Source organism: Paenibacillus sp. GQ49, from assembly GCF_059759055.1.
The window spans coordinates 14,625-28,642 of the sequence record NZ_JCAXEL010000011.1 but is presented as its reverse complement, the minus strand read 5'-3'; the positions used below and the strand labels follow the sequence as shown (position 1 = coordinate 28,642).

Sequence of the window (14,018 nt, the reverse complement as noted above, 5' to 3'; positions counted from 1 at the left end):
AATAATCATGAATACTACACACAATGAGCATGAGCGCATCTTGGTGGTATATCCACATCCAGATGATGAAGCTTTCTCTGTATCGGGAACGTTAGCCAAATACATAGATGGCGGTGCCCATGTAACCTATGCTTGTCTAACCCTTGGCGAGATGGGGCGCAATATGGGGATTCCTCCATTTGCCAACCGAGTGACGTTGCCTGGCATCCGTAAAAAGGAACTCATCGAAGCTTCTGAAGCGATTGGTATTCAGGACCTGAGAATGCTGGGTTTCCACGATAAAATGCTGGAGTTCGAAGACCCACAGTTACTGGAAGATACCATCATGTCGCTACTTAAAGAGTTGAACCCCACGCTGGTCATTACGTTCTATCCGGGGTACAGTGTTCATCCCGATCATGATGCAACGGGAGCCGCTGTTATACGTACAATCACTAAACTTCCTGTGGATGAACGTCCGATTGTTCATTGCGTTGCGTTCGCTAATAATCAGGAACAGTACATTGGCAAACCGGATGTATTTGTTGACGTATCCGAATTTTTGGATCGGAAAATGGCGTCCATTCGTGCCCACCGTTCACAATTCCAGGCAGCAGAGCTTGTAGGAAATCGTGAGCTGAATAATGAAGAAATCAAGAAACGTTTTGGCAGAGAAACATTTTGGACCTATCCATTTAAATAAATGATTCATCGGAAGTCGCACACGTTCAAACGGGACGAAGCAGAGGTTTATCCTGCTTCGTCCCGTTTACGTTAATCCATCATTGCGGCCCTTTGCGGGAGTAGATCAAACTATACCCGGATTAAATAGGCAAATCTTTTTTATCAAAAATAATGATTCCTGCAGCATACAGAAGTGCTGCGAGACTGGCGAACACAGCCATTCCCACATACGCAAAGCTGTCACCTGCGAACAAGCGCACCGGATCGAACAAGGAATACAATGACATATTGCCAATCCAGCTCAACGTTTCTCCTGAATCGCCCAACATTTGCAGTAGTACAAACGCTACAGGAACACCGGCTCCGAGTCCAAGGCTATACTTGCTTTCATTTGCCAAACAAGATGCGAAAAAACAGATGCCATTGATGGCGTAATACATCAGAAGGGCGTAAAGATTAAGCCAAATGAAATTGTTAATATCCATAAGCCCCGGAAACATGATAGATGATACAACAAGAGTTAGTACCGTAATCCAGCAAAAGATCGTTGTTATTGAAATCAGACTGTAAACCGCTTGGGTAACAGCAATGCGTTTTCTTGAGTTGGACGTTGAAAGCAGATAGGACATACTTCCTTTATCAACATGAGCGGCCATTATTCGGTGGTTCGTAATGATGGAAACAATCATGGGGAACAAATAGAGAAGAAGACTGTAAAGTGTTCCGGAAAGAAAGGTGAGCAAAGTGGTTCCAACGTTCATTCCCATAGCATTGATGAGCTCAGGAGGAAGCATGTTCAACATTTCTTTTAGTGCATCGACGCTATCCGGATCGAACATACCTATCAGCATAATGGAGTAAAAAGAATAAATGGCTACAATAAGAAACCAAATGAACCGATTGGCCCGCATGTTTGCTTTAAATAATGCCCAAGACATATTAAATTTGCTCCTTCCCATAAAAGCCCATGAAAATTTGCTCAAGCGTTTGGGGAGGGCACTCCATATCAATAACCTTACACTGGGAGAGTACCCTGAGCACTTGGTCATATCCATCCGTAATCTTAATCTCTACACGTAAGTGACCTAATTCAGTATATAGGAGTCCGTTATTTTGAAGGACCTTCATATCCTCCGCATGCGCCAGAGTGACTACAACGCTCTTCGGCAGTGTCCTTTTTAGCGAGTTTATGTTCTCCACGGTTACGATTGACCCTTCTCGTATGATGCCTACACGTTCACAAGTGTGATCGACTTCATCAAAGAGATGGGAAGACATGAGTATCGTTTTGCCCCGGTTTTTTTCCTCAATAATCAATTCGACAAATCTTCTCTGCATCAGCGGATCCAGGCCGCTTGTAGGTTCATCAAGGATAAGCACTGCAGGGTCGTGCATAAAAGCGGCGATCAACCCTACTTTTTGTTTCATCCCCTTGGACATTTTGCGGATCTTCCGACCTGAATCCAACTCGAATCGGTTGATTAATTGATCACGCCGGGATTTATCGTCACGTCCTCTTAAATCATCAATAAATTCCAGAAAATGCATGCCTGTCATGTTATCGTAAAATGCGATCTCACCAGGCACATAACCCAAATACTTCTGTATTTGTGCTGCTTCCCTTCTGCAGTCTAAACCGTTGATACTTGATTTCCCGCTGGAGGGGTTCACAAAACCCATCAGATGACGTAGAGTGGTTGTTTTTCCGGCTCCATTTGGCCCAAGAAATCCAAAGACCTCTCCTTCTTCAACGTCAAAACTTACATCCCGAATTCCCTTGCCATTCGAATAGATCTTGGTTAAAGAGTGGACCTTGATCATTGATCTCAACCTCCATGGATAATTATGTAACAAATATCACCTAAGTTACATAATATTACTGACTTGAATAGAAGTCAATAAAAATATAACATAGAGGTATATTGTTACATAATTCACGGAGGATAGGATGGTAGGTTTCATGAATGGCTTCGAAAAACGCAGAGAACAGAAAAAAAAGCAAATCCTGCAGTCGCTAATCGATATGATCATGACTCGAAATTTTAAAGAAATAGGTGTAAGGGAGATCGCGCAACATGCTGGTGTTTCTCCTGCATCCATATATAACTTTTTTGGAAGCAAAGAAGAATTGGCCAAGGAGATTTTTTACCATCAAATAGAGGAGTCGGGAAAGGAATTCAGTCTTGTAATGAACTCCGATATTCCTTTTGAAGATAAGATGAGTAAAATGTATGAGGTATCCGTAAACAATCAAGAGACGTTGAATAGTGAGGGCATTAAGAATTTTATGTTCGAAGATCCAGCATTCAAAGAGCATGTTGAGGATTATGCCAGAAACGTTGTCATTCCTGAGCTTATGAAGCTGATCGAACAAGGCAAAGCCGAGGGGAAAATAAAAGGAGGCGTATCGGCAGAAGCCATCATGATTTTTATGAATGGAATTATGACCATGTTGAGCGAACCGTCTTTTGTAGAAAAACTTAACGTAAATGTGCGAAAAGACTTGGGCAAGCTGTTTCTTTACGGAATTCTGGGTAAGAGGGAAGAAGAAGACTATTGATCACAATACACCCTCGTTTAGGAAGTCGCCTATATGGCGGCTTTTTTTGATGTACATCACAATATCGACACAAAAATGTTGCGTCTATAGCCTAATTGAGCTATATGGAATAAATATCATTTTAAGTACACTATGATCAGGATTGTGATAACGCTTCATTTTTAGCTTAGCTTTAATGAATTAGAGTCATGAATAGTTGATTTAAGTGGAATGGAGGGATGGTGTGTACAACCAACGTATATTTTGGATTAACGTAAGACCCGTTGAATACATTGCCACAGCAATAAGCAACTGTAACAAGAAGCCGGAATTGCGCGGTTTGAATCATGAGTAATCCTCGGGCAGGCTTGGGTGTATTCAACAGTTGTAAGAAGAGTCGGGTTACGGGTTTAATTTTTCTAATCGGAATGATGATGCTCCTACTATCCCTTCCGCATGGTGCAATTATGGCCTCCTCCGGGCATCGTGAGCTCATTCCCCTTCAGCCTATGATTGACCGTTCTGCACCTGGAGAAGTCATTGAACTTGTATCAGGTCGTTATTCTGGACCGGTGACGATTGACAAAAACATCACCATTCAGGGTGATCCTACGGTCATCGTTGTTAATGCGGAAGCCACCTCTACGATAATGATTCGCTCGGATGGGGTGAAATTGAGCGGTTTTACAATTGAACATGATACGAATGAACAGACTGCAGCGATTCAGGTTGAAGGGAAAAACAGTGAAATTACGGATATGCATATTCAGACCCAAGGGTATGGGATGATCATCCGGAATTCGAGTCATGCAACGATTCAACGGAACAACATTACGTGGGCCGGGGCTGATTCTGCTTCCAGTGGCCAGAAGGGCAATGGCATTGATCTGTACAACTCCCATGATAGCTACATTGAGGCCAATGAGATCACCGGTATGAGGGATGGAATTTATCTGGAGAACAGTCGCAAGTCTACCGTGCAAAATAACAGGCTGTTACATACAAGGTATGGCATCCACTGTATGTACATTGACGGCTCTTCTGTCATGGACAATACCGGAGAGGAGAACATGACAGGTGCCATGATTATGGGTGTCAAGAATACGGTCATATCGGGGAATTCCTTTCGCAAACAAAGTACCAATGTTCACTCCCAAGGGATTCTGTTGTATGACGTACATCAATCTTCTGTTCACAACAATGTAGTGGAGGGTAATCGTGTCGGCATGAATATTGCAGAATCCTCAGGCAATGAGATCCGTGGCAATGCGGTGCTTCGGAATTTTGTTGGAATCCAGCTGGTCCTGGCAGAAGGTAATGAGTTTACACGTAATCGATTGGTATCCAATGTCATTGAGGCTTCCGCGCTGGATAGCCCGAATAATGTCATGATGGAGAACTACTGGGACTCTTTTCAGGGGCTCGATCTGAATCAGGATGGAATCAGTGAAATTCCCTATGCGATCAATCCTTTTTATGAGCAACTGGTCAGTCGAAATTCTGCGTATCAGCTCTTTTTCCAATCACCGGGTATGGTCTTTCTGAGTGACTTGTTTACAGAAGGCAGAGAACAATGGACTACCGACAAATCGCCACGAATGAGCATGGATACGAAATCTGATCTGAACATGTCAGTGGAAAGTGCTACAGGTTCCAAGATGGTGTGGATGTTGGGGTTAGTTCTGTTGGGTATGGCAACTTTTATAATCATCTATATGGGGGTATTACGAAAATGAACAAAGGCTTGAACAGAAGATGGACATTGGTCATGGTACTTATGTTTGGCATGGTATTGTTAACCGCTTGCGGAACAAAATATGCGGCATTGCCGATCAATGAGGACGTGGATATCTGTGCGATCTGTAAAATGCAGGTGAAGGACGACGCATATGCAACACAGCTCACTACGAAAGACGGCCAAAATTACAAGTTCGATGATATCGGCTGCATGAACCAGTGGAAAACAGAAAATGGCACAGAAAACATCGGCATGGACTATGTACGTGATTACAATGACAAGGAATGGATTGAATACAGCAAAGCCACGTATGTATACGACGCTTCATTACGTACGCCTATGGCCTATGGCATTCTTAACTTTAAGGACAAGCCCTCGGCTGAAGCTTTCATTGCAGAGCAAGGAGTGGGAACCATTATGACCGCTGAGGATCTTGCCTCTCATGACTGGAAACAGAACAAAGAGAATATGGACATGATGGGTGAACATGGGCATGGTGAAGAAGGAGACGGTAATGAGATGCATCAGGAAGGTGAGATGAAAGAAGAGTCAGGCCACTAGGAATGACAATAGAAAATGGTGATCAATGATGTCAGATATGATACAGATTGCAAGACGAGAAGTGAAAATGGGATTTCGCAATCCTTGGGCGTATTCGTTTCTGATCCTTTTTTGTACCTTTAGCTTAAGCTTGTTACTTCTGAATTCACAGAATCTGGTTCAAGGATATTCGGGAACCACAGGTTCCATGTTGAATCTCATTCTCTACCTTTTGCCATTAATGACGTTATTCCTCGGTTCCTTCTCACTAACATCCGAAAAGGAAGACGGTAGCTGGCAACTGCTATCCACGTATCCCATCGGCACGATGTCTTTTATTGTTGGGAAGTATCTCGGACTCTCGGTTGTTTTAATCACCATTGTTGCGTTTGGATACGGCCTGATGGGGGTCATTAGCGGAGTAATCGGGAATCCAATGGATGTCATGACATATCTTCTCTTTCTGGCATTTTCCTGTGGACTAGTGTTGTTATTCCTGACACTGGCTCTCTTTATCGGTTCGTTGTCGCGTAATCGGTGGCAGGCGTTGACGATCTCCGTGACCGTATGGTTTTTCGCAGTCATTGGATGGCCGACGTTATTGCTCTCTATGCTGGGACTGATGCCTTATCTGTGGGTGAAACCGCTGCTGGTTATGTTCACGCTCATCAATCCGGCCGAGCTGGTGCGATTGTTTGTAGTCATCAAACTGGGAGGCGGCTCCATTCTTGGACCAGAATATTATCGATGGGTGGAGTGGGTGCAACAACCAAGTGGCAGTTGGATCTTCATCGGGATATGCCTGTTCTGGATTGCCTTCTCTGTCCTGGCGGTATACGCGATCTGGGAGAGGGGGCGTTCTCATGGATAAAGTGGGACTCGAAGTGATGGGATTGTGCAAATCCATTAAAAAGCAACCAATTGTTGAGGATATCTCCTTTCGCATTACTTCAGGCCAAGTGCTTGCCCTCTGTGGAGGGAATGGTGCAGGAAAGAGCACGGTGCTGCGTATGATTGCCGGAATTCTTCGGCCTACCTCCGGTGAGGTTGCGGTGAACAATGTGCGATGGTTGAAGGAGCGCAAGCGTTATTCAGAGCGGATTGGATATATGCCGGACGATTATCAATTTAATCAAGGACTGAGTGCGGAGGAAATGCTTCTGTTCTGGGCTTCTCTGAGGAAAGTTCCCAAGGAGAGAGTACAGGAAGTACTGACCATGGTAGGCTTGGAGGATCAAAAGAAAAACCGGGTTACGACCTTCTCTAAAGGCATGCGCCAGCGTGTGTTATTCGCTCAAGCTGTGCTGTCCAAACCTCCACTGCTCATCATGGATGAGCCAACAAATGGATTGGACCCATTCTGGATGCAGGAATTAACTCAGCTGCTCAAGGGAATCAAACAGGATGGTCACATGGTTGTGTTCTCGACCCATCAGTTGGAGATTGCAGACGATATTGCGGATCAGGTGATATTCATGAACCATGGACGTAATGTTGGAGAGGGCTCGACTCACGACATTCGTGATCAATTCGGTTCGCTCCAAGCAGCATTTCATCAAAGTCTTGGTTTAAAGTGAAGGTGAGTTTATTGCAGAAAAAGAGTTTTAAAAGCAGACGTACACTTACAATTTTGATTGGTATAGTCGCATTGCTCGCAGGTACATGGGCCATTTTCGAAAATGTATCGACACCCGAGTCTCAGCGAGGCAACGCTATTGAAGCAGGTGCAAAAGCCCCTGAGTTCACAGCGGTTAATTCAGCAGGGGAACAGGTCAAGCTGTCCGATTATCAGGGCAAAGCCGTCATGATTAACTTTTGGGCTTCATGGTGCACACCTTGTGTAAGGGAGATGCCGCTTGTTCACCAGATTGCTCAGGACTATAAGAACGATGTGGAAACCCTGTTTGTTAACGTGGGGGAATCGAAGGGCACGATCCGTGAGTTTATGGATAAGCAGGCGTTTGATTTTCCGGTGATTATTGATGTGACGGGCAACATATCAGGTATGTATCGTATTACAGGTTTGCCCGCAACGATGGTTATTGATGGGGATGGAGAGTTCCGTCATATACTGCTCGGCGAACTGACTGAAGATATACCATTGCAGCAATGGCTGGAAGAGAGTATCTAATTGTAAGAGTTGGAATGATGATCAAAAGGGCGGGAACGCCAGAGATTGCCATGTTACAAGTGAAATGAATGTACGTTAAAAGTAACTACAAAAAGTAGCCATAAAAAAAGCCGGACACCCATTTAACGAAGGAGTGTCCGGCTTTACTTTTGAAGTTATGTTGCTTCACAGCCGATTTACAATACAGCAGCTGAAGCGTGATTGTTACGAGCGATTCTGGTTGCGTCAACCATATTACGCAGAGAAGCAACCGTTTCTTCCTGTCCACGGGTTTTTAATCCGCAGTCCGGGTTAATCCAGAACAGCTTCGGATCAAGAACACGCAGGGCACGTTCAATCATGCTGCTCATTTCATCCACACTCGGAACACGTGGACTATGGATATCATATACGCCAAGACCGATACCGAGCTCATACGTATTTTCTTCAAAACTGTGAATCAGTTCACCGTGACTACGGGATGTCTCAATGGAGATAACATCCGCATCCATAGCTTCGATGGAATCAATCATGTCATGGAATTCGCAATAACACATATGTGTATGGATTTGAGTCGTTTCGTGAACCGTGCATGTAGAGATGCGGAATGCTTTGACTGCCCAAGCCAGGTAATCGGCTTGTTCATTTTCTTTCAGCGGAAGCCCTTCACGAACAGCAGGCTCGTCGACCTGGATCATACCAATACCTGCCTGTTCAAGTGCTTCGACTTCCTGTCTCAACGCATACGCCAATTGATAGGCGATCTGCTCACGAGCAATGTCTTCGCGTACGAATGACCAGTTCATGATGGTAATTGGGCCAGTCAGCATGCCTTTGACAGGACGCTCTGTCTGCGATTGGGCATATTTCGTTTCTTCAACTGTCATTTCACCAGTAAACGCAACATCGCCGAAGATAATTGGTGGCTTCACGCAACGTGAACCATACGATTGTACCCAGCCAAACTGTGTAAAGGCAAAACCGGCAAGTTTCTCGCCAAAGAATTCAACCATATCGGTACGCTCAAACTCACCATGCACCAACACGTCAATTCCAATCTCTTCCTGAAGCTTAATCCAGATATCAATCTGTTCCCGGATGAAGGCAGCATATTGTTCGTTGTTCAACTCACCCTTGCGCCACAACTGACGTGCTTTTCTGACTTCAGCAGATTGCGGGAAACTACCAATCGTTGTTGTCGGGAAGAGTGGCAATTGCCATTTGGCCTGTTGAGCTTCATGACGCTCGGCAAAAGGACGGGAGCGCTCTGGCTGTTGAACACTGATGGAAGCAACGGCTTTCTGTACAGCAGTACGATTCCGATCTTCGGATTGCTGTAGCGCCTGAAGAGGAAGCTCTGCTTCGTCTATTTTGGCGGTAATCTCTGCACTTGGTGAAGATAAGGCTGCAGTCAAAAGAACAATCTCATCCAGCTTTTCATCTGCAAATGCAAGAGCATTTTTCAGTTCAGATGTAAGTTTTGCCTCACGGTCTGTCGTAACTGGCACATGCAGCAGGCTGCAAGATGATTGCACGATGATACGTTCAGGTGTCACGAACTCAGTCAATTCATTCAGCAACTTCAGTTTTGCTTGAAGGGAAGCTTTCCAGATCCCACGCCCATCAATAATACCTGCTCCCAACACTTTGTCTGCCGGGAAACCGGATGTCCGAATAGATTGTGTGTTACCAGAGAGTCCGTGTACAAAATCAAGTCCTACACCTTGAACTGGCAGTGCAACAATATCGTTGTAGTTTTCGACAGATTCAAAGTACGTTTGCAGCATGATATTCAGGCCTGGAACGGCTGTGGCAAATGTTTTATATATTTTATTCAGACGCTGTACGTCTTCATCACTTAATTTGGTTACCAGAATAGGCTCGTCGACCTGCACCCACTGAACGCCTTCGCTTGCAAGTTCCTGAAGCAATTGAGTATAGAGTGGAAGCAAGCGGTCCAACCAAGCGTCTGTCTCGGATTTATCATAGCCTTTAGAGAGTTTCAGGAAGGTTAGCGGTCCAACGATTACCGGTTTGCCTTCAATGCCGAGTTTTTCTTTTGCTTCACGATAAGCGAGAAGTGGTTTGTTCTCCGTCAGAGTTGGGGAAGCCCCGTCCAGTTCAGGTACTATGTAGTGATAGTTGGTATTAAACCATTTTGTCATTTCGCTGGCTGCGGCATCTTTTGTTCCCCGGGCAATGCCATAATATACGGACAACGGAACCGACCCACCATCATAAGCAAAACGTTTAGGAATAATGCCAAACATCACGGCCGTATCCAGGATATGATCATAATAGCTAAAGTCATTAACCGGAATGATGTCGATGCCTTTTGCTTGTTGCTTGCGCAAATGATCGATACGGATCTCCTGCAAACGTGCGTGAAATTCTGTTTCCTCCAGCTTACCTGCCCAGAACGCTTCCAACGCTTTCTTCCATTCCCGATCAGCACCAATACGCGGATATCCCAATACACTACTTTTTGTCATCGTTTAAAACCCCTCTGCTTTTATGTTACACAAAATTTATCACAGATCCGGAGTTATAATGTAATTCCATTAAATTATACCCAGTTATAGCTTAGGGCTATATCAAAAAGTGTGTTTAGTATGAAGTATAGAACTTGAAGAGATCATTACGTTTGAAATAGACCCCACTAATGTTACAATGGTGAACTACGTTCATACGAATGATTGAAAGGAAGGCGGTACGCATGAATCTGTATCACATCCAGTCCACCGTGCACGGAGTCAACAGAGTAGCATCATTTCTGGAAGACAATTATATTGGTATTGCTTGGTCAGGTACAGGGGATCTGGAGCAAACGCCCCCGGAGTTATGGAAGGAACAGTTGGTTCAACACTATCCCTTGGAAGAAGCAGAATTGGCGAGCACACTCGCGACATTACATATGTTTGCTAACCTCATGCAGGATGGAGATTATGTAATAATTAGCGATGATGAATGGACGTATGTTGGGGATATCGGGGATTATTATTACGACGATTCCGCTGGCACAGAAAACGACTTGATCTGTCACCGTCGCGGAGTCACATGGTTGGGTCGTATTCCTCTCCCTGAGCTGAATGACAAAGTGCAGGCACTGCAAAATGATTCAGCCATCCTTGCGAAGTTTGAGTATCCCATATCACAAGCACAGCTGGATCGAGGTCTTGCAGTCAGTGTAACAGCCGAAGCAACCAACTCTCTCTCAACAGGGGTAGATGAAGCCACGATTCAGAGAGCTCTCCAGGTGCTTAGAGAAGCGTTACACAGTGAAGAAGAAGAGCTGCGAATTCGTGCGGCTACAGCCATTTTGCAGTATGCCAAATAATAGGAAGACTATGCATAATGATAGAGAATTGTAGTGGCATATACAGGAATTATTCGCGCAACAGCAAATTCAAATACTATAAACCCTTAACTATATAAATTGAACTAAACATGTACACAAATCGAAGAGGACAGAAAGAACCTGAAGAAGCGGAGCGTTCGCCTTTATCCCCAGATTTAACCTTTATAAAAGGAATCAAAAAAATCTGGGGATAACAGCGATCGGAAGGTTGTTCTGTCATCGGAGTGTGCAGTGTAAATATTCGTTAGTTCAATTATATAGCTCTGAGATCTGTTCAATTACATTCCTATGAGTTAGTCCTCCGTGATAACAAACCACAGATGAAATGTCGAGTTCGATATACTTTTTCAAAGAGTATCGAGCTGTCTCTGTATCCAGTGTAGTTGGTTCATGAATGCCTCCAAGCATGCCGTCTACACTGAACATTGAATCTCCGGCGATGAGCGTCTTGCTGTCCGTCATATATAAACTGATATGACCTGGCGTATGACCAGGTGTATGAATAACGCGAATACCACCACAAAACGGCAGTTCCTGACCATCAGTCACCGTTGCATCTACTTTGCCCATTGGAGGATGCTCAAGGTGACCGTCTTTCAGAAGAGGGAGCTGTCCCTCAATATACGGCTTATCCAGCGCATGCGCATATATCTTGACTTGTGAGCCACACTCTTTCAAAATCTCGGGAAGACACCCGATATGGTCCACATCCTGATGCGTCAAAATCACTGCTTTAAGTCGGCTGATCGGCACACCAATCTTTGCGAGTTCGATACATAAATCGTCATATTGTCCTGGGAAACCGGTATCTATTAACACAGCCATATCTTCATCCCATATCAGTACAGGATGAATTATATTCCCCTCAAAATCAAGCTGAAGCATCGCTATTCCCTTTGAAATTTCCATAATATCAGACCTCCGAGAGTTGAAATTCATATACATCGTTGCTCGTTATATTTCTTATGTAAACGAATAAAGACTGCAAAAAGATACGTTCGGATGCTTATAGAAATATTCAATGAATGGGGGAATTGACGCTTGGTGTTGGGAATGATAATTTAGATATATCATTTTAAACCAGTAATTCCAATAAGATAAAGGGGGTATGTGAGATGACACATATCGTGCATGCAGCAGCTGAAGATATTCGGAGCGAGGATTCGCTGTTACTGATCAAGGAACTGAGTGAAGAACTCGGTTTGTTATATGGTGGTGATGGAACTGCGGGATTTCAACTGTCAGATGTTGAGGTGCCACGTGCGGCTTTTATCGTTGCCAGGATCGACGGGTATCCGGTTGGTTGCGGAGCACTTAGACCCCTTGATGAAACATCTGTAGAAGTTAAACGCATGTATACACGCAGTGGTTACCGCCGTAAAGGGATTGCCCAAGCTATATTGGCCGAGGCAGAGCGTCTTGCGAACGAACTTGGTTATACCAATCTGAAACTGCAAACAGGCCCATTGCAACCAGAAGCTGCAGCGCTGTATGAGCGTGTAGGGTATTATCGAATTCCTGTTTTCAGTGGAAATTGGGACAGAGTGTTGGCCTACCAGAAAGATCTGGTACACGAAAAAGTATAATTCTACGAATTACTGCTTTTATTTGCTGAACGGACAGAGGAACACAAGATAAAAGTAAAAAAGTCGCCGATTGGCGACTTTTTGCATTTTAACATACTTCATTTACTTCAATTATTTCATCTGAAAATATAGACAAAAGCGTTCAATCCGTTTCGTTATTATTGATCGAAGGGTCTTGATGTTGGACACCCCATTCACATAGGCCTTCCAAAACGGGCAATAACGTTTCAGCTTTCGCTGTCAGACGGTACTCGACTTTAGGAGGGACTTGGGGATATTCTTTTCGTTCGACCATACCATCTGCTTCCAATTCTTTGAGCTGTGAACTCAGTGTTTTATACGTGATGGCGCCAATCTGTCTTTTTAGTTCATTGAAACGGACAGGCTGGTTATCAGCCAGAAGATACATAATCACCATTTTCCATTTGCCACCAATGACAGACAACGTGTATCCAAAAGGGGTATCTTGAATGTTTTTAACTTTACCGTGGTATTCAGCCATACTCATCATTTACACTATCCTTCCGGGTAGTACCTATCATAAAAGACCGTACTATTTATTTGTTTGGGCTCAGTTTATACTAACCTTACTTTGAAGTAAAGGGGATTTACGATGACTCAAAAAACAATACGTCTGCTTATGCCACAATGGCAAGGTGGAGATAATCCAAACTACTCTTTTGGAGCGGAACTGCTTGCTTGGCTCGCACCTGACAGTAATCAAACTCTCATTCATGTCCCTGTCGAAGCATATGATGGAACACCTCTGGTAAGCGAGAACGGGATAAAAGGCAGAACACAGCTACTTCAGCAATTGCTGGCTGCCCAGCATATTATTCAAGCTCACCAGCCTGATCGCATTGTCATGTTTGGTGGTGACTGTTTGGTTGAACAAGCCCCGTTTGCTTATTTAAATGGACGATATGGCGGAGAACTTGGTTTGATATGGATTGATGCACATGGTGATCTGGTTAGATACGAGGGCTATGACAACGGTCATACTTTACCGCTCGGGAACCTTCTTGGGGAAGGCGATCCGGAGTTTGCCAAACATGTGAGTGTCCCCTTGAAGCCCGAACATGTCTTCATGGCCGGGTTAACAACCCCCACGGAACAGGAAACCGAAGTGATTCAAAGAATGGGTATCCGAACGGCTGGAACTGAAGAATTAACCCATGGCATGGGTTCGATTAAGAAGTGGATTAAAGAAAATGGGTTCAAACACCTGGCAATTCACCTTGATCTGGATGTGCTTGATCCCAACATGTTCCGTTCATTGTTATTCGCCAAACCAGGGGAACCTTATGTGTTTTCACCAGCGGGAACCATGCAAATACCTCACTTGCTTCATCTGATCAAAGAACTGTCTGAAGAAACAGATGTAGTTGGATTAGGGATAACCGAGCATATGCCGTGGGATGCCATTAACTTGAAGCATTTGCTTGGAGAAATACCTATCCTGAACCAGTGATATAGGTTATAAG

General features: G+C 44.3%; 15 protein-coding genes. 10 read left to right on the top strand and 5 right to left on the bottom strand.

The annotated features are described in order from the left end of the window. Positions 1 to 7: 7 nt before the first annotated feature. Positions 8 to 682 (top strand): bacillithiol biosynthesis deacetylase BshB2, encoded by a 675-nt coding sequence (gene bshB2, locus AC6CIF_RS19000; RefSeq protein WP_498201103.1) that lies wholly within the window; start codon positions 8 to 10, stop codon positions 680 to 682. A 121-nt stretch (positions 683 to 803) separates the two neighbouring features. Here bshB2 and AC6CIF_RS18995 read toward each other — a convergent pair whose 3' ends face one another. Beyond that, positions 804 to 1,601: an ABC transporter permease gene (locus AC6CIF_RS18995; protein ID WP_498201102.1), complete on the bottom strand. Its 798-nt coding sequence runs from the start codon at positions 1,599 to 1,601 to the stop codon at positions 804 to 806. A 1-nt stretch (position 1,602) separates the two neighbouring features. Next, complete coding sequence (locus AC6CIF_RS18990; protein ID WP_498201101.1) at positions 1,603 to 2,484, bottom strand: ABC transporter ATP-binding protein; 882 nt, start codon at positions 2,482 to 2,484, stop codon at positions 1,603 to 1,605. Between the two features lie 139 nt (positions 2,485 to 2,623). Here AC6CIF_RS18990 and AC6CIF_RS18985 point away from each other — a divergent pair, with 139 nt between their 5' ends. The 6 genes from AC6CIF_RS18985 (at position 2,624) to AC6CIF_RS18960 (ending at position 7,611) form a co-directional block, all read left to right on the top strand. Beyond that, positions 2,624 to 3,223, top strand: a complete 600-nt coding sequence (locus AC6CIF_RS18985; protein WP_179088532.1) for a TetR/AcrR family transcriptional regulator — start codon at positions 2,624 to 2,626, stop codon at positions 3,221 to 3,223. 326 nt (positions 3,224 to 3,549) lie between these two features. Then, positions 3,550 to 4,938: a right-handed parallel beta-helix repeat-containing protein gene (locus AC6CIF_RS18980; protein WP_498201099.1), complete on the top strand. Its 1,389-nt coding sequence runs from the start codon at positions 3,550 to 3,552 to the stop codon at positions 4,936 to 4,938. Beyond that, positions 4,935 to 5,501 (top strand): nitrous oxide reductase accessory protein NosL, encoded by a 567-nt coding sequence (locus AC6CIF_RS18975; RefSeq protein WP_498201097.1) that lies wholly within the window; start codon positions 4,935 to 4,937, stop codon positions 5,499 to 5,501. The genes AC6CIF_RS18980 and AC6CIF_RS18975 overlap by 4 nt, the downstream gene beginning before the upstream one ends. Before the next feature lie 28 nt (positions 5,502 to 5,529). Continuing rightward, on the top strand, positions 5,530 to 6,351 hold the full coding sequence (locus AC6CIF_RS18970; protein ID WP_498201095.1) for an ABC transporter permease: 822 nt from the start codon (positions 5,530 to 5,532) through the stop codon (positions 6,349 to 6,351). Next, a complete protein-coding gene (locus AC6CIF_RS18965; RefSeq protein WP_498201093.1) occupies positions 6,344 to 7,057 on the top strand; it encodes an ABC transporter ATP-binding protein in 714 nt (237 codons plus the stop codon). The genes AC6CIF_RS18970 and AC6CIF_RS18965 overlap by 8 nt, the downstream gene beginning before the upstream one ends. Before the next feature lie 11 nt (positions 7,058 to 7,068). Beyond that, entirely contained in the window at positions 7,069 to 7,611 is a 543-nt protein-coding gene (locus AC6CIF_RS18960) for a TlpA family protein disulfide reductase (protein ID WP_498201091.1), read from the top strand. Positions 7,612 to 7,787: 176 nt separating this feature from the next. Here the strand turns inward: AC6CIF_RS18960 and metE are convergent, their stop codons facing one another. After that, positions 7,788 to 10,082: a 5-methyltetrahydropteroyltriglutamate--homocysteine S-methyltransferase gene (gene metE, locus AC6CIF_RS18955; RefSeq protein ID WP_498201089.1), complete on the bottom strand. Its 2,295-nt coding sequence runs from the start codon at positions 10,080 to 10,082 to the stop codon at positions 7,788 to 7,790. A gap of 224 nt (positions 10,083 to 10,306) precedes the next feature. On the opposite strand from metE, the gene AC6CIF_RS18950 reads away from it, so the two are divergent. Continuing rightward, on the top strand, positions 10,307 to 10,927 hold the full coding sequence (locus tag AC6CIF_RS18950) for a DUF8426 domain-containing protein (protein WP_498201087.1): 621 nt from the start codon (positions 10,307 to 10,309) through the stop codon (positions 10,925 to 10,927). Positions 10,928 to 11,197: 270 nt separating this feature from the next. Here AC6CIF_RS18950 and AC6CIF_RS18945 read toward each other — a convergent pair whose 3' ends face one another. Continuing rightward, the gene (locus AC6CIF_RS18945) at positions 11,198 to 11,857 is read right to left on the bottom strand and encodes an MBL fold metallo-hydrolase (RefSeq protein ID WP_498201085.1); all 660 of its coding nucleotides are present in this window, start codon (positions 11,855 to 11,857) and stop codon (positions 11,198 to 11,200) included. 206 nt (positions 11,858 to 12,063) lie between these two features. Here AC6CIF_RS18945 and AC6CIF_RS18940 point away from each other — a divergent pair, with 206 nt between their 5' ends. Next, positions 12,064 to 12,534, top strand: coding sequence for a GNAT family N-acetyltransferase (locus AC6CIF_RS18940; protein WP_091016394.1), 471 nt, complete (start codon positions 12,064 to 12,066; stop codon positions 12,532 to 12,534). 142 nt (positions 12,535 to 12,676) lie between these two features. Here AC6CIF_RS18940 and AC6CIF_RS18935 read toward each other — a convergent pair whose 3' ends face one another. Then, positions 12,677 to 13,042 carry a winged helix-turn-helix transcriptional regulator gene (locus AC6CIF_RS18935; RefSeq protein ID WP_498201258.1) on the bottom strand — a complete coding sequence of 122 codons (366 nt, stop codon included), beginning with the start codon at positions 13,040 to 13,042 and terminating at the stop codon, positions 12,677 to 12,679. 105 nt (positions 13,043 to 13,147) lie between these two features. Here AC6CIF_RS18935 and AC6CIF_RS18930 point away from each other — a divergent pair, with 105 nt between their 5' ends. Then, a complete protein-coding gene (locus AC6CIF_RS18930; protein ID WP_498201083.1) occupies positions 13,148 to 14,005 on the top strand; it encodes an arginase family protein in 858 nt (285 codons plus the stop codon). Positions 14,006 to 14,018: the final 13 nt, after the last annotated feature.